Below are 19642 nucleotides of genomic sequence, written 5' to 3'. Positions count from 1 at the left end.
ATTGGGTCACCTCCGGGTTAGGGGGCGGATTGAGCCTTGGCTTTCTTCATCTTGCCCCGTCCGAGGCCCGGCGCGCCGGTTCCCGTCACCGAATCGCTGGAGAGCCGCTGCGCCAGCCAGATGGGGACGATGGAGACGATGATCAGGATCACCGCGACGACGTTCACCACGGGGGCCTGGTTGGGGCGGAAGAGGTTCGAGAGGATCCAGACCGGCAGGGTCTGCTGGCCGGCGCCGATCGTGAAGGTGGTGACGATGATTTCATCGAAACTCAGCGCGAAGGCCAGCAGCCCGCCGGCGAGCAGTGCGGAGCGCAGCTGCGGCAGGGTCACCAGGGCGAAGGTGGTGAAGACGCCGGCGCCCAGGTCGGCCGAGGCCTCCTCCAGGCTGCCGTTGATGCGCCGCAGCCGGGCGATGGCGTTGTTGAACACGGTGACCATGCAGAAGGTGGCGTGTGCGACGATGACTGTCCACAGGCTCAGGGGGACCCCCAGCACCGTGGTGAACAGATTGTTCAGGGCGATGCCGGTGACGATGCCGGGCAGCGCGATGGGCAGGATGACCAGGAGGTTGATGACGTCGCGTCCGAAGAAGCTGTAGCGCTGCAGGGCCAGGGCCAGCAGCGTCCCTAGGACGAGCGAGAGGAGAGTGGAGATCACGGCGACCTGCACCGACGTCGCCAGGGCGTCGCGCACCCCCTCGGAGGCGAAGGCGCGGCCCCACCACTCGAGGGTGAAGCTGCGCGGTGGCCAGCCGAAGGTGCGGTCGCCGTTGAAGGAGTTCACCACGACCAGCAGCAGCGGCAGGTAGATGAACAGCAGGATCAGCCCGGTGATGACCCCGAGGATGGTCTTGGCACTGCGCGAGAGTTTCACGGTCCGCTCCTACAGGTTGTTCAGGGCGCCGGTGCGGCGGACCACGAAGAGGTAGATCATGATGATGGCGATCGGGATGAGCGCCACGGCGGCCGCCAGCGGCAGGTTGTTCGCCGCCCCGACATTGGCGTACACCACGGTGCCGAGCATCTGTGTGGTGCCCCCGACGATCTGCGCGGTGATGTAGTCCCCGAGGGAGAGCGAGAACGTGAAGATGGTGCCGGCGATGATGGAGGGCACCAGGATGGGGAACACCACCAGGCGCAGTGTGGCCAGGGGCTTCGCGCCCAGATCACCCGAGGCCTCGATCAGCGAGTCCGGCACCCGTTCGAAGCCGGCGTGGATGGGAAGGATCATGTAGGGCAGCCAGATGTACGCGAGGGTGAGCACGATCGCGGTCTCGCTGTAGCCGGGGCTGTTCAGCCCGACCGGGGCGCCGAGCCACTCGAGCAGTCCGCCCTCGGCGAGGACGTTCCGCCAGGCGTAGGCCTTGACGAGGTAGCTGGCCCACAGGGGCATCAGCACCGCGACGATCAGCAGCTTCTCCCACCGCTTGGTGGCCACCTTGGCGATGAAGAAGGCCATCGGCAGGGCGATCACCATGTCGATCAGGGTGACGACGACGGCGATGCGCAGGGTCCGCAGCGCGATCGCCTGGTACACGGGGTCGGTGGTGACGGTGAGGATATTGTCGAGGGTCCAGGTGGTGGACACCTTCCCCGTGAAGGTGTCCACCGTCCAGAGGGCGGTGATCAGCAGGGCGGCCAGCGCCGCGATGTACACGAGGATCAGCCAGGCCGCCGGAGCGGTGAGCAGGCCCGCCAGGCGCAGCCGGGGGCTGCGGTGCAGCGCCGCCGATACCCGCCGGTTCCCCGTGCCGGGAGGCGCCGGGGTGGGCCTCGGCTGGATCTTGAGTGTCATGTCGGTTTACCTTTTCCGTCCGCCCTGCTGATGGGGATGTTCTCTAGCCCTTGATCTCGGTCCAGGCCTTGGTCCACTCGGAGTAGTCGGTGCATTCGACGTCGGTGCGCCCGTCGATGCACTCGGCCACCGGGGTGGTCCAGTACCAGATCTGGTTGGCGTATTCTTCGTCGCCGGAGTGGAAGGTCTCGCAGTGGTTCTTGTCCGTCGTCAGCTCGCACGCGGCGGGGTTGGCCGGGGACTCGCCGAAGTACTCGGCGACCTGCGCGTTCGCTTCGGGGCTGGCGATGTAGTCGAGCCACATGTAGGCGCAGTTCTTGTTCGGCGACTCGGCGCCGATCATCCAGGTGTCCGACCAGCCGGTGGCGCCCTCCTCGGGGAGGATGGTCTCGACCTTGGTGCCGTCGGCCGTCGCGATGTTGGCGCCGACCTGCCAGGTGGTGCCCACCACGCTGCCGCCGCTGGCGAAGGACTGGACCTCCTTGACGACGTCGGACCAGTACTCGCCGACATGCTCACGCTGGGACTTCAGCAGGTCGACGGCGGCCGCCAGCTGGTCCTTGTCGAGGGCGTAGGGGTTTTCGATCCCCAGCTCCGGGTTGTGCTTCATCAGGTACAGCGCGGCGTCGGCGATGTAGATGGGGGAGTCGTAGGCGGTGACCTTGCCCGAGTACTTCTCCGCGTCCTCGAACACCGCCTTCCAGGACGTCGGGGCGGGGTCGACGAGGTCGCTGCGGTACATCAGCACGTTGGCGCCCCAGCCGTGTGGCATGCCGTAGTTCTCGCCGTCGACGGTGTTCCACGGCTGGTCCTTGAGGAAGGGGTAGACGTCGGCGTAGTTCTCCAGCAGGTCGGTGTTCACCGGCTCGACGTCGCCGCCGGCGATCAGCCGGAGGGAGGCGTCCCCGGAGGCGGACACGACGTCGTACTGGCCGGTGCGCATGAGGGTGACGGCCTCGTCGGAGGTCCCGAAGGGCTTGAAGTCGACCATGCACCCGGTCTCCTCCTCGAAGGCGGAGACCCAGTCGACCTCGGGGTCGTTGCTTCCGTCCTCGACGTAGCCGGGCCAGGCGAGGATCGAGAGCTTGCCTTCGCCCTCGCCGATCTCGGCCTGCGCCGATTTTTCCGGTGCCTTGGCGTCGGAGTCGCCGCCGCCGGAGGTGGTGCCGCAGGAGGTCGCCGCGAGGACGGCGACGGCCGCCAGGGAGAGCGGCCAGTACCGCTTGGGGGACGTGGTCATGGTTCTGCCTTTCGAAGGTCGGTGATGCGGGAAGATCGGTGTTGCGGGAAAGTCGGTGCCGGTCCGGGGGGCTGCCCGGTCAGGGGGTGGGCGGGAGCCAGACGACGTCGGAGGCCCGCCACTCGACGGAGACCTCCCGGCCCGGCGCGACGTCCTCCTCCGCAAGGGCGGCGGGGTGGACGAGGACCACGACGGTGGTTCCGTCGCTGATCGTCACCCGGACCTGGGTGGCATGGCCCAGGTAGACGAGGGCCGCGACGGTTCCGCGGATCGCGGTGGCGCCGTCCCGGCGGGCGTCGGCGGGATGGGCGAGCCGCAGGCGTTCGGGCCGGACGGAGAAGGCTTCGGCCCTTCCGTAGAGGCTCGAGCCGACGGCGGCCGGGAAGATGTTCGAGGTTCCGACGAAATTGGCGACGAACTCGCCGTTCGGTTTGTCATAGATTTCCTTCGCCGAGCCGACCTGCACCAGGCGGCCGGCGTTGAAGACGCCGATCCGGTCACTCATCGTGAGCGCCTCCTCCTGGTCGTGGGTGACGAAGATGAAGGTGATGCCCAGGGAGCGCTGCAGTTCCTTGAGTTCGACCTGCATCTGCTGGCGCAGTTTGAGGTCGAGGGCTCCGAGTGGTTCATCGAGCAGGAGGACCCGCGGTTCGACCACGAGGGCCCGGGCGAGGGCGACGCGCTGCCGCTGGCCGCCGGAGAGCTGGGACGGTTTCCGGCCGAGGAAGCCCCCAAGCTGCACCCGTTCCAGCGCCGCCCCGGCGCGCTCGCGGCGTTCCCGTTTCGGGACCCCGCGCACCCGCAGGCCGTAGGCGACATTGTCGATGAGGCTCATGTGCGGGAAGAGCGCATAGTCCTGGAAGACGGTGTTCACATCCCGGTCAAACGGGGCGCGGGCGGTGACGTCGGTCCCCTCAAGCTCGACGGTTCCGCTGGTGGGCGATTCGAAGCCCGCAATGAGGCGCAGCACCGTCGTCTTGCCGGAACCCGACGGGCCGAGCATGGAAAAGAACTCGCCCTGGCGGATCTCGAGGTCGATCCCGTCGACCGCCGTCGTCTCGCCGAACTCCTTGGTGAGCTTGCGCAGCGAGATCGCCGGGACATCTGAGGACACGTTCATCATCCTTGGGGAGTTGAGGGCCGTCTGGGTCATCGGGGGCGGTGCCTTTCCGCTGCGCCGGCAGCTGTCGAGGCACTGTGACCTGCCTCACTCATCGATCTGCGCTAAAGCATATGACCTTATATGTTTTATGTATAGACGCTTTGATTAATTCCTCGTTACAGTGGGTGCGTGACCCAGCAAGCCGCCTCCGCGTCCCGGGGACTTGCCGCCGTTTTCTCGCCGCTGCGCTCGGCGGGGCTCGCCGAGCAGGTGGTCGAGCGCATCGAGCAGGCGGTGGAGACCGGGCTGCTGGTCAGCGGCCAGCGGCTGCCGAGTGAGGTCGAACTTGCGGCGGCCCTCGGGGTGTCGCCGGTGACGGCCCGGGAAGCGCTGTCGAGCCTGCGGGCCCGGGGCCTGATCACCACCACCCGGGGACGCAACGGCGGCAGCTTCGTCGCCGAGGATTTCCTCCCCTCGACCCGAAGCGCCCTCGAACAGCTCCGGGCGCTCACCCGGGTGCAGATCAACGATCTCGGTCTTCACTACTCGATCGTCACGGTGGCGTGCGCCGGGCTCGCCGCACGCCGGGCCGATGCCACGGAGCTGGGCATCCTGCGCACCTACCTCCGACCTGCCGAGGACACGCTGCTGGCGTGGCGCCTTGTCGACTCGGAGTTCCTGCTCGAACTCGCCGCCATCGCCCGCTCGGCGCGCCTGGGCCGGGAGCTGGTGCGGCTGCAGGCCGACCTGGGAACCCTCACCCTGCTGCCCTACACCGACGGATCCTTCCGGGAGGCCTCCGTCGGGATGCGGACCGCTGTCGCCACGGCCATCGAGGCCCGTGACAGCGCGCTCGCCGAAACCTTAACCAAGGAGCTCATCAGCGCCCTGATCCACTGGCTGCTCGACGAGCATTCGCGATGACCGTCCGCGCCCCCAAGGAGCCTGCCATGGCTGCAGAACACAGTGAAGTACCGGCACCCGTCCGCCAGGTGCAGTCCCTGATCGCCGGCATCGAGGGCATCCTCGAGGAGTGGGCCCGGGATCTTGGCCGGGACCTTTCGGGCATGAGGGGGGTGGTGCCCGGCGCGGCGATCGACGCCCTGGTCCAGCCCGCCGTGAAGGGACTGCTCGCCAGGGACCGGCCCGAACTCGCCGGAGCGGGATTCATCGCCAACTCCGGCCTCGTGGGGCCGGACCGCAGCTACATCGCCTGGTGGCAGGGCCAGCAGCTCGAGCGCGTTGATGCGCTGGCGAACTTCAGCCCGAGCTCGATGGAGCGCTACCTGAAGGCGGAATGGTTCCGGATCCCGGTCGGGACCGGGCTGCCGCACGCCACCGGGCCCTACATCGACTTCCTGTGCACCGATGACTACGTCGTCACCTTCACCCATCCCGTCCGCCGGGAGGGCAGCGACGCGGTTGCCGGGATCGTCGGGACCGACGTCGCGGTGCGGACCCTCGAGCAGCACCTCATCCGCGGCCTGCGCCAGTTGGGGCCGGCCGTGTCACTCGTCAGCGCCGAGGGGCGGGTCGTCGTCTCCTCGGCGGTGGCGCTGGAGCCCGGCGACCTGATCGAGCCGGACGACGCCGAATTCTCCTATCCGGTAGGCAGGCGCTTCTCGATCTGGGGCGCGGCAGATCCCCAGGTGCCCGGGGTCTGAATCCTTCGATGCCGAAGGGAACCGCGCAGCGAACTACAGGTCCTCGGCCGCGGTCAGGGAAGTCCGTTGTTGGAACTCCGTCGGGGTAGTCACGCGGCCGAGTCAGGGGTACGTTCAGGCCAAGGCGCGCTCCGGCTCAGCGCTAGCTTTGCCGGGTGGCGCATCCTCCCAACAGACCCGGGATCGACATGAGTGAACGGAATGGAAGTTCCAGGCCCCGTCCTCAGTGGTCCGTGCGCCGGATGCTGTGGTCGATCTGGCCTGCCATGCCGGCGTCCTGGGGTGAGGTGCCGAAGCGCCTCAGCCCGGCTGCCACGCAGATCCTCCGGCTCACCGTCGCAGCAGTGGTCGCCTACATCGTCGCCGACACCCTCTTCCCGGGCATCCTCGATCTGACGGCACCGCTCACGGCGCTGCTGGTGGTTCAGGCCTCGACGGTCGGAACGCTGCTGATGGGAATGGTTCGCGTCGGGGCGGTGCTCACCGGGATCCTGATCGCGGTCGGCTTCGCGGAGATGATGGGCCTGTCGTGGTGGAGCCTGGGCCTGGTGATCGCCGCCTCCCTGACCGCCGCCATGGTGCTGCGGCTGGGGGACCAGACGCTCGAGGCGCCCATCAGCGGAATGCTGATCCTCGCGGTCTCGACGCCCGGCATTGCCGCGGAGGTGCGGCTGGCGAACACCCTGATCGGCACGGTGGTGGGCATCGCGTTCAGCCTCGTGGTCCCGGTCGCGATCCCGAACTCCCGTGCCAGCGATGCGGTGCGGCGGGTTACGCGGTCGCAGGCGGCCCTGATGGACGAAGTCGCACGGGCACTCGGGGGTGGACCACCGCATCCCGACGAGGTGAAGGCATGGTTCGACTGGACGGACGACATCGCCAAAGAACTCCGTTCTGCGTCGGCCGAAGTGGAGACAGTGAAGGAGAGCCGCCGGTTCAACCCGCGCGCGTTGGCCATGGCGGTTGTGTACCCGGGGCTGCGCGCGGCACTGGACCGGTTGGAAAAATGCCTCGCCGCGCAACGGGCGCTGCTCGTCGTCATCGGAAAAGAGGCGCCGGCGGAGCAGAGTGGATTGCCGAACCCCACCGAAAAGGAACTTCGCCGGGCCTTCGCGTTCGTGCTCGACGATCTGGCGAACGGACTGCGCGCCTTCGGTGACCTCGTCGAGGCCGAGTATGGCAGCGGCATGGGGGAGCGCGCCGACGAGGCACTGGCGCATATGCTCGAAAGTGTCCGCGAGACCCGTGCCGTCCTTACCGAACTGATGTTGCTGGATGTCGATCCGCGGGAACAAAGGGAGTTGTGGATGCTCCAGGGCTCCGTGCTGGCCGCCATCGACCATGCCGTCTCGCAGCTTGACCTGGAGCACAGCGAGCGCAGCACCAAGCCATGGCTCAGCCGGATCGAGATCCCGGCCGCAGGCGTCGGCTGGTTGCCCGGGGTGGGACGGCGCTCACCGCGGCGGCGGAGCCCGGACCGGACCTCCCCAGGCGAGGACTGACGAGCGCGCTCTGTCCGGTGCTACTCCTGGCCCCGCCCCTTCCGCAGCGCATACCAGGAGCCTGCGGCCACCAGTGCGAGGCCGCCCGCCGTGACGCCGAAGACCCCCGCCACGCCGGCCGCCGCCGCGACGAGGCCGACCGCCGCCGGAATCGCGGACTGGCCCAGCCGGTTCGCGCTCAGGCGCAGCGCCAGCCAGGTTCCCCGGGTGCCCGCAGGCGCCTCGAGTGAGATGACGGTCATGGTCAGCGGCTGCCCGACGCCCAGCGCAACCCCCGCCACCACCAGGACGGCCGCCAGCGCGGCCAGGTTCAGCGGTGCGGCGAGTGCACCGACGGCGAGGGCGGACACCGCCGTGGAGGCGACGATCAGTCCGGCCCGCCCGAAACGCGCGACGAGCGGCCCGAGGTAGAGCCGGGACGCCATCGTGGCACCGGCCCGCGCGCTCAGCAGGACCCCGACGGCGGCAGCCGGGATGCCGCGCTCGACGCCCAGCGCCGGAAGGTACACGGCGATCAGGTCGACGGCGCCGAGGACCATGGCGCTGACGACCATCGCCCCGAACAGCTTCCCCCGGGATTCCCGGGTGGTCCGGGTGAACGCGCTCGCCAGGCTGCCCCGGGGCACCGGGGGCCGTCCGCCTGTCCTGCGCGCCCGCCGTGGGCGGAGCACCAGGGGGAAGGTGAGCGCCAGCAGGACGACGGCGGAGGCGGTATAGGCAAGGAACAGCGCCCGGGTGTCGGGCAGCACCCGGCCGCCGCCGAACACCGCAATCAGCAACGGGCCCACGGCCTGCCCTGCCGAACCGGCGAAGGTGTAGAGCCCGAACGCCGCATCGAGCCTCCCTGCCTCGCCCTCGGCGATCCGGCTCTGCTGTCCGACGACGCCCATGAGGTGCCCGAGCCCGAGCACCGCGTTCCAGGCGAGCAGCAGTTCAAGGGACGACGACGCGAAGACCAGCCCCACCCCGGCGGCGGCCATCAGGCCGGCGCCGGCGAGCAGCACAGCGCGCTGATGCCCGGCGTCGGTCGCCCGGCCCACGGGGACCGCGATGACCAGCGGCAGGAGCGCGAAGCTCGCGGCGATCAGCCCCAGGAGGGCGGGCTCGACGCCGAGCTCAAGGGCCCGGTAGGCCGCGGCCGGACGGACAATGTAGGCGGCAAGCTGCAGGAACAGGGCATGGAGGAGCAGCACCCACGGCCAGTTCCGCACTAACGGCCCCGCGCCGGTGGCGGGGGCATCCGGGCGTTCAGCGCCTGGTCCACAGGTAGAACTTCTCGGGCCTTCCGGCGGTGCCGTAGCGCGGAACGATGCGCACCTGCCCCTTGGTGACGAGGAACTCGAGGTAGCGGCGGGCGCTGACCCGGGCCATCCCGAGGCGCTCGGCGACCTCCGAGGCCGAGGCGCCGTCCGGGCGGGTGCGCAGGTCCGCGACGACGGCGTCGAGGGTCGGCGCTGAGAGTCCCTTGGGCGTCGGGCCCGAGCGGGCCGGACCCGCCCCGGCCGCCGTCCCGGGGCCGGCGGGGCGCAGCAGCTGGTCGATGCGGTGCTGATCCAGTGCCGCCGCCCCCACCGAGGCGTGGGTGGCCACGGCGCGGTGGTACTCCACGTAGGCGTCAAGGCGCTGGTTGAGGACCCGGGAGTTGAAGGGCTTCACGAGGTAGTGGAGCACGCCGCCGGCCATTGCGGCGCGAACCGTCTCAAGCTCGCGGGCGGCGGTGATGGCGATGATGTCGACGGGCTCCCCGGGAAGGTTCCGGGCGGCGCGCAGCACCTCGATGCCGGACATGTCGGGCAGGTGGATGTCGAGGAGGATGAGCTGGGGCTTCAACAGGTCGACGAGCTCAAGCGCACGGGCACCGGTGTGCGCCACGCCGACGACGTCGAAGCCGCCATGCGCTAGCAGGAACCCGGTGTGGACCCCTGCCACCTCGGAGTCGTCGTCCACGACGACGGTGCGGATGGCGCTCATGAGGCCTGCAGCGGTCGGCCGGCGGGCTGCCGGGCGAGGAACACGGTGAATTCGGCGCCGCCGAGGAGGGACTCCTCGACGACGACCTGCCCGTTCCGGCGGTCGGCGATGCGGGTCACCAGGGCCAGGCCGAAGCCGCGGGTGCCGGCGTGCCCGCCGTCCTTCGTCGAGAAGCCGGAGGAGAAGATGCGGGCCAGCACCTCGTCGGGCACTCCCGGGCCGTCATCGGCGACGGTGATGCGCGTTGTTTCGGGGCCGGACTCGAGGTCGACGCTGATCGTGCCGTTGGCGCCGACGGCCTCCATCGCGTTGTCGATGAGGTTCCCCAGGATGGTGACGGCGTCGGTGGTGCCGTCGGGCTCAAGGGTGGAGGTCCCGGTCACGCTGAGGGCGATGTCCTTCTCGGCGCAGATGGTGCTCTTGGCCATCAGCAGGCTCGCGGCGTCGGGGTCGGTGATGCCGGGGGCGATGCTGCCGGAGACCAGGGCGCCGCCGTGGCCGGAGCGGGAGATGAAGTCGACCGCCTGCTCGGTGCGCCCCAGCTCGAGCAGCCCCGACACCGTATGCATGCGGTTGGCGAACTCGTGGGCCTGCGCGCGCAGCGCCGCGGTGACGTCGCGGGCGCCGTCGAGGTCGGTCAGGAGCTGGTGGAGTTCGGTGCGGTCGCGCAGGATCATCACATGGCCCACCCGCTTGGAGTCCACGACGGCGTCGGTCGTCCTCGCGAGCAGCACCCGCTCGCCTACGAGGACCGTCTCGTCGGCGTCACCGGGGGAGGTGAGCAGCTCCGCGAGGGCCGGGTCGAGCACCGTTGAGACGTGCCGGCCGGTTGCGGCGTCGTCGAGCTCCAGCAGGCGTTTGGCCTCGTCGTTGACCAGGGCGATCCTGCCGTGCTCGTCGACGGCGACCATCCCCTCGCTGATGCCATGGAGCATGGCGTCGCGGGTCTCGAGCAGGGAGGCGATCTCCTCCGGTTCGAGCTGGTAGATGCGGCGCCAGACCAGCCGGGAGATGTAGATGGCGCCGGCCGACCCGACAAGGGCCGCGGCGACGAGCCAGATCAGCAGGCGGGGGAGGTCCTCGAAGAGGTCCTCGGTGAGTTCTGACTCCAGCGTGCCCACCGACGCGGTGCCGATGATGCCGCCGGCCGGTGAGTAGATGGGGACCTTCACCCGCCAGGATTCACCCAGGGTTCCGGTCTGCGTGCCGACGTAGGTCTTGCCCGAGAGCGGGACCGACGGATCGGTGGAGACGACCTTGCCGATCAGTTCCGGGTTGGGGTGGGAGTACCGCACCCCGCGCTCGTCGGTCACCACGACGTAGGTAACCCCGGTGGACTGGGCAATCAGTTCGGCGATCGGCTGGATCGTGGCGCTCGGATTCGGATCGTCGAACGCCTCCACGATCGAAGGCAGCTGCGCCACCGACTGCGCCACCCCGATCATCCGGTCCTCGTACTGGTCGCGGATCTGCTGCATCTGCATGGTGACGGCTGTGGATCCGGCCACCAGGACGACGGCCAGCACGATGAACAACTGCAGCAGGAACAATTGTGATCGAAGCGACAGTGTCCGGATCATGCGCCCATTGTGGCACGGCGGATCGCCACCGTGGCGCGGAATTCCGCCCGGGCGCCGGGACCATAAAGACCAATACGAGCGTTACGACCGTATGCTTCCGCCGCTTCGCCGGCCTTCCTACGCTGAATCCAGCGTGGTGATCCACATCACAACTCAAGGAAGAGGCACCCCCATGAAGATCTCCAACACGGTTCCGCGCCGTTCCACATTCACGGCGCTCGCCCTGGCCTCAGCCCTTGCCCTTTCCGCGTGCGGATCGATGACCGAAAGCACCACGGCCGGCGGGGGCGAAGGCGCAATCGAGAAGCTCAACATCGTGGTCCCGGCGGACCCGGGCGGCGGCTGGGACCAGACCGGCCGCGCCATGCAGAAGGACCTGCAGGACAACGACCTCGTCGAGACCGCCTCCGTGGTCAACGTCGGTGGCGCCGGCGGCACCAACGGCCTGGCCCAGCTCGCGACCGAGACCGACCCCAACACCCTGATGGTGATGGGCTACGTGATGGTCGGGGCCGTGGAGACCAACAATGCGGCCAACCGGATCGAGGACACCACGCCGATCGCGCGCATGACCGACGAGCCGCTCGTCGTCGTGGTTCCCGCCGATTCGCCGTATCAGACAATGCAGGACCTCCTCGACGACATCGAGGCCAAGGGCCAGGGCGTCTCCATCACCGGCGGCTCCGCCGGCGGCGCGGACCACATCCTCGCCGGCATGGTGCTGAAGGAGGCAGGCATCGCCCCGGACAAGCTGAACTACATCCCGTACTCCGGCGGCGGCGAGTCCCTCGCGGCGCTGCTGGGCAACAAGGTGAACGCGGGCATCTCCGGCGTCGGTGAATACGCCGAGCAGGTCGAGGCCGGCAAGCTCCGCGCCCTCGCCGTCTCCGGCGACGAGGCGGCCCCGCAGCTTCCCGAGGTCGAGACGCTCTCCGACCAGGGCATCGACGTGGTGCTCACCAACTGGCGCGGCGTCGTCGCCCCGGGCTCCATCGACGAGGCGCAGGCCGACAAGCTGACCCAGCTCGTCACCGACCTTCACGAGACCGAGGCCTGGAAGACGACCCTCAAGGAGAACAACTGGTCCGACGCGTTCCTCACGGGCGAGGAGTTCGACACCTTCCTCACCGAGGACATCGCCACGGTGAAGACCACCCTGACCGAGATCGGCCTGCTGTAACCATGAGTACCTCAATCTCCAGCCCCGCCGGGAGCGGCACGGCCGCCGCTCCCGGCAGGCCCATCGGGGAGCTCATCTTCGCGCTGATCGTCCTCAGCATCGGAGTCGTCGGATTCGTCGCCGGCGCCGGCATCCAGACCCCGCCCTCCGCCAGCGACATCGGGCCCCGGGCCTTCCCCTACCTTGTCTCGGGCATGCTCGTGCTCGTCGGGGTGGGCCTCGTCATCCAGCTGCTCCGCGGTGGAACCGGCGTACCCGAGGAGGGGGAGGACGTCGACCCGAACATCGCGACCGACTGGGCCACCGTCGGGAAGCTCGCCGGCTTCGTCCTGCTCCACTCGTTCCTGATCGTGCCCCTGGGCTGGCCGGTCGCCGCCGCCGTGCTGTTCTTCGGATGCGCGTGGTCCCTCGGGGCCCGGCCCTGGTTCCGCAACCTGATCACCGCCATCGTGCTCGCGCTCGTCCTGCAGTTCGTGTTCGCAGGGCTGCTCGGCGTCTCCCTTCCCGCGGGCTTCCTCGAAGGGTTCGGTGTCTTCAGTGGATAACTTCATGAGCCTGCTCGAGGGCTTCGCCGTCGCGGCGCAGCCCATGTACCTGCTGTTCGCCCTCGGCGGGGTGCTCGTCGGCACCGCCGTCGGCGTCCTCCCCGGCATCGGCCCGGCCATGACCGTGGCGCTGCTGATGCCCCTGACCTACAGCCTCGAGCCCACCGCGGCCATCATCGTCTTCGCCGGCATCTACTACGGCGGAATGTACGGCGGGTCGACGACCTCGATCCTGCTCAACACCCCCGGCGAGTCCTCGTCGATCGTCACGGCCCTCGAGGGCAACCGGATGGCCAAGGCCGGCCGCGGCGCGGCGGCACTCGCGACGGCGGCGGTCGGTTCGTTCATCGCCGGGACCATCGCCACGGTGCTGCTGAGCTTCGTCGCCCCCTACGTGGCGGCCTTTGCGGTGCAGATCGGCCCGGTCGAGTACGTCGCGCTGATGGTCGTCGCCTTCCTGACCGTTGGAGCCCTGCTCGGTTCCTCGGTGCTGCGCGGGCTCGCCTCCCTCGCCCTTGGCCTGTTCATCGCCACCATGGGCTTCGACTCCCTGACCGCCCAGCAGCGGTACACCTTCGGCAGCCCGTTCCTGGCGGACGGGATCGACGTCGTGCTTGTCGCCGTCGCGCTGTTCGCCGTGGGTGAGGCGCTCTACGTCGCCTCCCGCCTGCGCCACGGGCCGATCAAGGTCATCCCGGTGACCGGCGGCTGGACCAAGTGGATGCGCAGGGAGGACTGGAAGCGATCCTGGCGTCCCTGGCTCCGCGGCACCTTCATCGGCTTCCCGATCGGCACCATCCCCGCCGGCGGCGCCGACGTCGCCACCTTCCTTTCCTATGCCTCGGAGCGCAAGCTCGCCAAGGGCGCACGGAAGAAGCAGTTCGGCAAGGGCGCCATCGAGGGCGTTGCCGGTCCGGAAGCGGCGAACAACGCTGCCGCCGCCGGGGTGCTTGTACCGCTGCTGACCCTCGGCATCCCCACCACCGCCACCGCCGCGATGCTCCTCGTCGCGTTCCAGCGGTACCAGATCCCGGTCGGCCCGCAGCTCTTCGAAAACGACAGCGCGCTGGTGTGGGCGCTGATCGCGAGCCTCTACGTCGGCAACCTCATGCTGCTGGTGCTCAACCTTCCCCTGGTCGGTATCTGGGTCAAGATCCTGCAGATCCCGCGGCCCTACCTCTACGCGGGCATCCTGGTGTTCGCCGCCCTGGGCGCGTTCTCGGTGAACTTCACCCCCATCGACGTGATCATCCTGCTGATCCTCGGCATCCTCGGGTTCTTCATGCGCCGCTACGGCTACCCCGTGGCGCCCATGGTCGTGGGCCTGATCCTGGGGCCCATCTTCGAGAACCAGCTGCGGCGCTCCCTCGCGATCTCCCAGGGCGATCCGGTGGCGCTGATCTCCTCGCCGATCGCCGCCGCAATCTACGTGGTGCTGATCATCATCTTCGTCCTGTCCTTCTGGATGAGGAGGCGCCAGAGCGCGCTGGAGGCCGAGACGGTCGTCGACGCCGATGGGGGCACCGACGGGAACGGCGCCTCCGGCACCGTGGGCCAGGGCGTGCAGGGCGTCGACGGCGCTCCGGCTGACACCCGGGATGCAGGCGGGGGCGGCGCCGGTGTGGGAGCCGGCGATCCGGGCCTTCCCAGCACCGGGCCAACCGACACCACCGGCCCCGGCGCGCCCCGCCCCGGCGCCGAGGCGGACGCCGTGACCGGCGCCCGGTCCGCAGGATCCATCCCCGACGACAGCAAGGACAAGCCATGAGCACGATCGTTGTGGGCTACGTGCCCAATGCCCTCGGAGACGCAGCGGTGGACGAGGCGATCCGCGAGGCGCGGCGCCGGGAAGCCAAACTCGTCGTCGTGAACACCACCCGCGCCGACCGCCTGGTCGACCCGGCCTATGCCGACGACGCCGACGTGTCGAAGCTGGAGGGTAAACTCGCCTCCTCCACCGTCGATTACGAGGTGCGCCACGGGACCTCCGAGGCGACGGCCGCCGAGGAGGTGCTGGAGGCGGCAGAGAGCCTGAACGCCGACCTCCTCGTGATCGGGCTGAGGCACCGCACGCCGGTCGGCAAGCTCATCATGGGCTCCACCGCGCAGACGATCCTGCTTTCGGCCCGGTGCAACGTGCTGGCGGTGAAGCTGCCTTAGCCCCGGCCCACGCCGTCCGCGCACCGGCCCCCGCGCAATCGGAGGCCGGTGCGCCGCTGCGCGGGGGAGCTACCGGGAGTAGGCGTCGTACCCCTCGACCTCCAGGGTGCGGCGGAGCTTCACCAGCCCGCTCTGAATGCGGGATTTCGCCGTCGGGACCTTGAGGTTCAGGGCCTCGGCGACCTCGACGTAGGTCAGGCCGCCGTAATACGCGAGCCGGATGGCCTCGGCCTGGTGATCGGTCAGCGACGAGAGGCATCGGCGGACCGTCTCGGCCATCAGGGAACGGTGCACGGTTTCGTCGATCGAATCGTGTTTGAGCGCCTTCATCTCCTCGGCGTGCCGGGCACCGCGCTCGGAGGAACTCTGCTCGCTCCGGACCCGGTCGACGGCCCGCCGGTGGGCGAGGGTGAGGATCCAGGTCTGCGGCGAGCCCAGGGCCGGGTCGTACTTTCCAGCCGAGGTCCACACCAGGAGGTAGACCTCCTGGACGATCTCGGCGGCCATTGCAGGATTCTTGATCACATTGAGTGCCACCCGGTAGACCCGGCGGACCGTCTGCTCATAGAGCGACTCAAACGCCGATTCGCTACCGCCCGCCACCTCCTCAAGGAGCCGAAGCAGGGTTGGGGTCGTTGAGCCCTTTTCCGTCATGGCTGCCGGGTCCCTGCGTCCGCGCATGCGCTGGCAGACGGATGCGCACCCGTCGCTTGAGTGTGGCCCGGCATGGAAACCTGCTTTGTTCGTGGACTCGACCTTCACAGACCGGTGGAGGTCCCGCCGGCGTCCTGCCGCACGCACAGCCCGTCCGTCCACTCCCCAGCGAAGGGTTCGAGTATGACATTTATCTAGACGATCTAGCAATACACCTGCTTACTTTTTTGTGCGGTACCGTCCGACTCGATCCGCCGCCCCCTCGGCCCAAGTCGACGCAGAACCTTCGGGCCGGTCTCTACGTGGGGCAGCCCCGGGGCCTGTACGCTGTGCTGAACGTTGCGTCAGCACACAATCCAATGGGGGAAAATATGGGGAGAAACGGCACGCGCGCGGGAGCGCTACTGGCTCTTGGGCTGCTGCTCTCGGGCTGCGGAGGGCCGGGGCAGGGACGGGAGGCGTCCGGTTCGCCGGCGCCGGGCGTCTCCTCCGGTACCCCGGAACCGGTTGAGACGGCGCCGGAGACCGCAGCACCGGCCGCCCCGGCCTCGACGGCCGCCGCGGAACCGGCCGCACCGCCCGCCCTGAATGTCCTTCCGCTGGCGGACCTTGAGGCCCGCGTGTCCCGGCTGGTCGACGCCCAGGGCCAACCGTTCGCCCTTGTACCCCAGGATCAGCTTGCAGTGGGGGCGGACGCCGTCAAGGCCGCACTGGACGGCGTCGTGATCGACCCGGCGGAGTGCGGGGAGACGGTGAAGAAGAACATGGGGCAGATTCCCGCGGATGTCGCGTCGGCGACTGGAGTCAGCGCCTCCGATCCCTCCGGCTCGATGACTATTGCCGCGCTCGCATCGATCGATGATCCCGCAATTCTCGCCCACGGGCTGAGCCTTGACATGAGCCGATGTGCCCAGTTCACCTTCGAAGTCCAGGGCCAGAGGGTGACAGCCACGATGGAGGAGCTTCCTGTCGAGACGGTAGGCGCGGAGTCTGTGTCCTACCTGCTGACCCAGCATCTGCCGACCGGCCAAACGTTGTACATCATGGCCGTGACGGCCATGGATGGCACCGCCTCCGCGTCGGCCCAACAGATCGGAACCGTTGAGCCCGATCTGGTTATCCAGGACGAACTCCGGCGGCTCGCCGGGGAACTGCTCACCGGCGGACCCTTGCCCGGGTAGGTCAGCCCACCCCGGTGCCTCACTCCGGTGGTCCGCGCCGGGCCGCGAGCTGGTCGGTGAGTTCGGTGAGCTGGGCACGCACGGCCGCGAGTTCCCGCTGCACCGCGTCGGCCGAGTCGTCGGCGGAGCCGGTCGAGACGCTCTCCACGAGCCAGGACGCCACGGTGGCGGTGACAACGCCCAGGACCGCGATGCCAAGCACCATGAGGCCCGAGGCGACAAGCCGGCCCGGCACCGTGACGGGGAAGTGGTCGCCGTAGCCCACCGAGGTGACGGTCGTCAGCGACCACCACAGGGCATCCCCGATCGTGAGGATATTGCCTTCCGGAGCATCCTGCTCGACGTCGAGCACAGCCAGGGCGCTGGCGTAGGAAAGGATCACCGCTGAGGCAAGGACGTAGAGCGCGAGCCGGCCCCTGAGCGCGTCCCCACCGGCCCGGTTCAGCACCCTCAGGAGGGTGAGCAGCCGCAGCAGACGGAGCGGGCGCAGCATGGGCAGGACGAGGATGAGCAGTTCGTGGAGGTTCCTCAACAGCCAGTGCCACCGCCGCTCGGCGAGGGCGAGGTTCACCACGAAGTCGAGGAGGAACACCGCCCAGATCACCGAGTTCGCGGCGGCCAGCGCGGACGCCTCGGCAGCACTGAGCGGGGCGATCACCTGCACCGAGTAGATCAGCAGGAAGAGGACCGCGGCCCCGGCCAGGGGCCACTCCGTGCGCGCCCGCCACATCTCAGAAGTCATTCCTGAATCCTAGATCGGCGCCGCGTCCATCGGTTTCGGTGGATCCCCGGGCAGCGGTTTGTAGAATGCGGGGAGGTGCATTTCCTCCCCGCGGAACCCCGCGGCGCTACGAAGGGCCAGCCATGACGCATTCCCCGATTCCGCCGCTTGTCGTCATGGGAGTGCAGGGCTCCGGAAAGACCACGGTGGGAACGCTGCTGGCGGCCCGCCTCGGTGCCGTGTTCGTGGACGGTGACGACCTGCACCCCGAGCACAACCGGAGACTCATGGCGGCCGGCACGCCCCTCACGGACACCGAACGACTGCCCTGGCTCCGGGCCGTGGGGGCGCGGCTCGCGGAGGGCGGGGACGGCGGGATCGTCATGGCCTGCTCGGCCTTGAAGCGCTCCTACCGCGACCTGCTGCGCTCCTTCGCACCCGATTCGGTGATGGTCCACCCGCATGGGCCGATGGAGGTGGTGGCGGAGCGGGTGGCGGGGCGTACCCATCAGTTCATGCCGCCCGCGCTCCTGATGTCCCAGTACGAGGTGCTGGAGACGCTGCAGCAGGACGAAACGGGCGTGACGATCGACCTGGCCCAGCCCCTGGAACGGATCGTGGACCAGGCGGTGGAGTTTGTGGAGGGCCTTCCCGGCGCCGGCGGCGGCCCGGGAGGAACCGGGGAATAAGGAGCGGGCCCGGTACGCTACCCGGGCATGAAGAAAATAGGTTTCCTGTCCTTCGGGCATTATCAGGATGTTCCGGGTTCCCTCGCCCCCACGGCCCGGGATGCCCTGGTGCAGATGGTGGAGCTCGCGGTCGCCGCCGAAGAGGTCGGCGTCGACGGCGCTTTTATGCGCGTTCACCACTTCGTCCCCCAGTTCGCCTCGCCCTTCCCGCTGCTTGCGGCGATGGCCGCCCGCACCAGCCGCATCGAGCTGGGCACGGGCATCATCGACATGCGCTATGAGAACCCGCTCTACATGGCGGAGGAAGCGGCCGTCACCGACCTGATCAGCAACGGCCGACTCCAGCTCGGGGTCAGCCGGGGATCACCCGAGCCGGCCCTGCGCGGCTACGAGAGCTTCGGCTACGTGCCCGCGGACGGGCTGACCGACGCCGACGACGCACGCCGCAAGACGGCCATCTTCCGTGCCGCGATCTCCGGTGCGGGAGTCGCCGCGGCCGATCCCCGGATGACCGGATCCACCGGACGCCTGGCGATCGACCCGCAGTCCCCGGGACTCAGCGAACGCATCTGGTGGGGTTCGGGCACGCGCGCCACCGCGAAGTGGACGGGGGAGCAGGGCATGAACCTCATGAGCTCCACCCTGCTGACCGAAGACACCGGTGTGCCCTTCGACCAGCTCCAGGCCGAGCAGATCGACGTGTTCCGGACGGCATGGGCCCAGGCCGGCCACGCGGGAACCCCGCGCGTCTCCGTGAGCCGCAGCGTGATTCCCCTGGTGACGGATGAGGACCGCTACTACTTCGGACTCCGGGCGCAGGCCGAGGGCAGGGACCAGGTCGGCCACCTGGACGGAGCCCTGGCCCGCTTCGGCAAGAGCTACATCGGTGAACCGGATGTTCTTGCCGCGGAGCTGGCCGCCGACGCGGCGGTGCAGGCAGCGGACACCGTGCTGATTACCGTCCCGAACCAGCTGGGCGTCGAGTACAACGCAACGCTCCTCGAGAGCATCGTGAAGCACGTGGCGCCCGCGGCCGGCTGGCGCTGATTCACCAGCGGCCGGACACGGCCGAGAACGCACCGGCGGGGGGGCTGCAGGGCCGCCCGCCGGCGTCGTCGGGAAGCTAGTGCAGGGTGCCGAGGATTGAGCGCTGGATCACCACGGCGGCCGCGCCCCGGGCCCATTCGCCAAAGTCGGTCGGCCGGCGGCGGAGCCTGAGCGGCGTCGCCTCCGGATCCCCGGTGACGGGCTCGGGGATATCCGGGGCATCACCTCCCGGGTTCCGTACCTGAGGTCCCTGGGCGTGGACGCGGTCTGGCTCAGCCCGTTCTACCCCTCGGCCCTGGCCGATGGCGGTTACGACGTCGATGACTACCGCAATGTCGATCCGAAGCTGGGGACCCTGGCGGACTTCGATGAGCTGGTCGCCGCCCTGCACGGGGCGGGTATCAAGCTGATCGCCGATATCGTGCCGAACCACACCTCGAACCGGCACGAGTGGTTCCGTGAGGCCCTGGCCGCACCGAAGGGCTCCCCGGCGCGGGAGCGCTACATCTTCCGCGACGGCACCGGCCCGGACGGTGCGCAGCCGCCCTCGGACTGGGAGTCGGTGTTCGGCGGGCCGGCCTGGGACCGGACCGAAGACGGCCAGTGGTAC

The 19642-nt window shown here is 69.2% G+C and carries 19 protein-coding genes and 1 pseudogene; 11 read left to right on the top strand and 9 right to left on the bottom strand.

Annotated elements, in window-relative coordinates; genetic code table 11:
* Positions 1-17: 17 nt before the first annotated feature.
* The 4 genes from ACX80W_RS09580 to ACX80W_RS09565 all read right to left on the bottom strand — a co-directional run bounded on the left by ACX80W_RS09580 (position 18) and on the right by ACX80W_RS09565 (position 4189).
* Positions 18-875, bottom strand: coding sequence for an ABC transporter permease (locus ACX80W_RS09580; RefSeq protein ID WP_459282665.1), 858 nt, complete (start codon positions 873-875; stop codon positions 18-20).
* A 9-nt stretch (positions 876-884) separates the two neighbouring features.
* Entirely contained in the window at positions 885-1796 is a 912-nt protein-coding gene (locus tag ACX80W_RS09575) for an ABC transporter permease (RefSeq protein WP_459282663.1), read from the bottom strand.
* Positions 1797-1839: 43 nt separating this feature from the next.
* Entirely contained in the window at positions 1840-3036 is a 1197-nt protein-coding gene (locus tag ACX80W_RS09570; RefSeq protein ID WP_459282661.1) for an ABC transporter substrate-binding protein, read from the bottom strand.
* A gap of 79 nt (positions 3037-3115) precedes the next feature.
* Positions 3116-4189 carry an ABC transporter ATP-binding protein gene (locus ACX80W_RS09565; protein WP_459282659.1) on the bottom strand — a complete coding sequence of 358 codons (1074 nt, stop codon included), beginning with the start codon at positions 4187-4189 and terminating at the stop codon, positions 3116-3118.
* Between the two features lie 138 nt (positions 4190-4327).
* Between ACX80W_RS09565 and ACX80W_RS09560 the strand changes: the two genes are divergently transcribed.
* From ACX80W_RS09560 to ACX80W_RS09550, 3 genes are all read left to right on the top strand, one after another.
* Positions 4328-5062 carry a FadR/GntR family transcriptional regulator gene (locus tag ACX80W_RS09560; protein WP_459282657.1) on the top strand — a complete coding sequence of 245 codons (735 nt, stop codon included), beginning with the start codon at positions 4328-4330 and terminating at the stop codon, positions 5060-5062.
* 26 nt (positions 5063-5088) lie between these two features.
* Positions 5089-5802 (top strand): cache domain-containing protein, encoded by a 714-nt coding sequence (locus tag ACX80W_RS09555; RefSeq protein WP_459282656.1) that lies wholly within the window; start codon positions 5089-5091, stop codon positions 5800-5802.
* A gap of 266 nt (positions 5803-6068) precedes the next feature.
* The gene (locus ACX80W_RS09550; protein WP_459282654.1) at positions 6069-7304 is read left to right on the top strand and encodes an FUSC family protein; all 1236 of its coding nucleotides are present in this window, start codon (positions 6069-6071) and stop codon (positions 7302-7304) included.
* 20 nt (positions 7305-7324) lie between these two features.
* On the opposite strand, the gene ACX80W_RS09545 is transcribed toward ACX80W_RS09550, so the two are convergent.
* The 3 genes from ACX80W_RS09545 to ACX80W_RS09535 are packed head-to-tail and all read right to left on the bottom strand — an operon-like array spanning position 7325 to position 10855.
* Positions 7325-8515, bottom strand: a complete 1191-nt coding sequence (locus ACX80W_RS09545; RefSeq protein WP_459282653.1) for an MFS transporter — start codon at positions 8513-8515, stop codon at positions 7325-7327.
* 37 nt (positions 8516-8552) lie between these two features.
* On the bottom strand, positions 8553-9275 hold the full coding sequence (locus ACX80W_RS09540) for a response regulator (protein ID WP_459282651.1): 723 nt from the start codon (positions 9273-9275) through the stop codon (positions 8553-8555).
* On the bottom strand, positions 9272-10855 hold the full coding sequence (locus ACX80W_RS09535; protein WP_459282649.1) for an ATP-binding protein: 1584 nt from the start codon (positions 10853-10855) through the stop codon (positions 9272-9274). The genes ACX80W_RS09540 and ACX80W_RS09535 overlap by 4 nt, the downstream gene beginning before the upstream one ends.
* 172 nt (positions 10856-11027) lie before the next feature.
* On the opposite strand from ACX80W_RS09535, the gene ACX80W_RS09530 reads away from it, so the two are divergent.
* From ACX80W_RS09530 to ACX80W_RS09515, 4 genes are read left to right on the top strand one after another with little or no spacing between them, the layout of a single operon-like run.
* Complete coding sequence (locus ACX80W_RS09530; RefSeq protein WP_459282647.1) at positions 11028-12035, top strand: Bug family tripartite tricarboxylate transporter substrate binding protein; 1008 nt, start codon at positions 11028-11030, stop codon at positions 12033-12035.
* Positions 12036-12037: 2 nt separating this feature from the next.
* Positions 12038-12580, top strand: coding sequence for a tripartite tricarboxylate transporter TctB family protein (locus ACX80W_RS09525; RefSeq protein WP_459282646.1), 543 nt, complete (start codon positions 12038-12040; stop codon positions 12578-12580).
* Positions 12573-14348, top strand: coding sequence for a tripartite tricarboxylate transporter permease (locus ACX80W_RS09520; RefSeq protein ID WP_459282884.1), 1776 nt, complete (start codon positions 12573-12575; stop codon positions 14346-14348). Before ACX80W_RS09525 ends, ACX80W_RS09520 begins: the two co-directional genes overlap by 8 nt.
* A complete protein-coding gene (locus ACX80W_RS09515) occupies positions 14345-14740 on the top strand; it encodes a universal stress protein (RefSeq protein ID WP_459282644.1) in 396 nt (131 codons plus the stop codon). Before ACX80W_RS09520 ends, ACX80W_RS09515 begins: the two co-directional genes overlap by 4 nt.
* Positions 14741-14809: 69 nt before the next feature.
* Here ACX80W_RS09515 and ACX80W_RS09510 read toward each other — a convergent pair whose 3' ends face one another.
* Entirely contained in the window at positions 14810-15394 is a 585-nt protein-coding gene (locus ACX80W_RS09510) for a sigma-70 family RNA polymerase sigma factor (protein WP_459282642.1), read from the bottom strand.
* Positions 15395-15765: 371 nt separating this feature from the next.
* Here ACX80W_RS09510 and ACX80W_RS09505 point away from each other — a divergent pair, with 371 nt between their 5' ends.
* Complete coding sequence (locus ACX80W_RS09505; protein WP_459282641.1) at positions 15766-16575, top strand: hypothetical protein; 810 nt, start codon at positions 15766-15768, stop codon at positions 16573-16575.
* A gap of 19 nt (positions 16576-16594) precedes the next feature.
* Here ACX80W_RS09505 and ACX80W_RS09500 read toward each other — a convergent pair whose 3' ends face one another.
* Positions 16595-17317 carry a potassium channel family protein gene (locus tag ACX80W_RS09500; RefSeq protein ID WP_459282639.1) on the bottom strand — a complete coding sequence of 241 codons (723 nt, stop codon included), beginning with the start codon at positions 17315-17317 and terminating at the stop codon, positions 16595-16597.
* Positions 17318-17439: 122 nt separating this feature from the next.
* Here ACX80W_RS09500 and ACX80W_RS09495 point away from each other — a divergent pair, with 122 nt between their 5' ends.
* From ACX80W_RS09495 to ACX80W_RS09485, 3 genes and pseudogenes are all read left to right on the top strand, one after another.
* A complete protein-coding gene (locus tag ACX80W_RS09495) occupies positions 17440-17985 on the top strand; it encodes a gluconokinase (RefSeq protein WP_459282637.1) in 546 nt (181 codons plus the stop codon).
* 27 nt (positions 17986-18012) lie between these two features.
* A complete protein-coding gene (locus ACX80W_RS09490; protein ID WP_459282635.1) occupies positions 18013-19032 on the top strand; it encodes an LLM class flavin-dependent oxidoreductase in 1020 nt (339 codons plus the stop codon).
* A gap of 193 nt (positions 19033-19225) precedes the next feature.
* Positions 19226-19642 (top strand): annotated as a pseudogene (locus ACX80W_RS09485) (alpha-amylase family glycosyl hydrolase); the annotation flags it as partial.

The sequence above is a fragment of the Arthrobacter melezitosi genome (genome assembly GCF_054511055.1).
This window is presented reverse-complemented; position numbering and strand designations above follow the sequence as displayed.

Excerpts from the sequence above, each read along its gene's own strand:
- ACX80W_RS09575 (WP_459282663.1), bottom strand. The coding sequence starts at position 1,796 with ATGACACTCAAGATCCAGCCGAGGCCCACCCCGGCGCCTCCCGGCACG.
- ACX80W_RS09570 (WP_459282661.1), bottom strand. The coding sequence starts at position 3,036 with ATGACCACGTCCCCCAAGCGGTACTGGCCGCTCTCCCTGGCGGCCGTC.
- ACX80W_RS09565 (WP_459282659.1), bottom strand. The coding sequence starts at position 4,189 with ATGACCCAGACGGCCCTCAACTCCCCAAGGATGATGAACGTGTCCTCA.
- ACX80W_RS09555 (WP_459282656.1), top strand. The coding sequence starts at position 5,089 with ATGGCTGCAGAACACAGTGAAGTACCGGCACCCGTCCGCCAGGTGCAG.
- ACX80W_RS09550 (WP_459282654.1), top strand. The coding sequence starts at position 6,069 with ATGCCGGCGTCCTGGGGTGAGGTGCCGAAGCGCCTCAGCCCGGCTGCC.
- ACX80W_RS09540 (WP_459282651.1), bottom strand. The coding sequence starts at position 9,275 with ATGAGCGCCATCCGCACCGTCGTCGTGGACGACGACTCCGAGGTGGCA.
- ACX80W_RS09535 (WP_459282649.1), bottom strand. The coding sequence starts at position 10,855 with ATGATCCGGACACTGTCGCTTCGATCACAATTGTTCCTGCTGCAGTTG.
- ACX80W_RS09530 (WP_459282647.1), top strand. The coding sequence starts at position 11,028 with ATGAAGATCTCCAACACGGTTCCGCGCCGTTCCACATTCACGGCGCTC.
- ACX80W_RS09525 (WP_459282646.1), top strand. The coding sequence starts at position 12,038 with ATGAGTACCTCAATCTCCAGCCCCGCCGGGAGCGGCACGGCCGCCGCT.
- ACX80W_RS09515 (WP_459282644.1), top strand. The coding sequence starts at position 14,345 with ATGAGCACGATCGTTGTGGGCTACGTGCCCAATGCCCTCGGAGACGCA.
- ACX80W_RS09510 (WP_459282642.1), bottom strand. The coding sequence starts at position 15,394 with ATGACGGAAAAGGGCTCAACGACCCCAACCCTGCTTCGGCTCCTTGAG.
- ACX80W_RS09505 (WP_459282641.1), top strand. The coding sequence starts at position 15,766 with ATGGGGAGAAACGGCACGCGCGCGGGAGCGCTACTGGCTCTTGGGCTG.
- ACX80W_RS09500 (WP_459282639.1), bottom strand. The coding sequence starts at position 17,317 with ATGACTTCTGAGATGTGGCGGGCGCGCACGGAGTGGCCCCTGGCCGGG.
- ACX80W_RS09495 (WP_459282637.1), top strand. The coding sequence starts at position 17,440 with ATGACGCATTCCCCGATTCCGCCGCTTGTCGTCATGGGAGTGCAGGGC.
- ACX80W_RS09490 (WP_459282635.1), top strand. The coding sequence starts at position 18,013 with ATGAAGAAAATAGGTTTCCTGTCCTTCGGGCATTATCAGGATGTTCCG.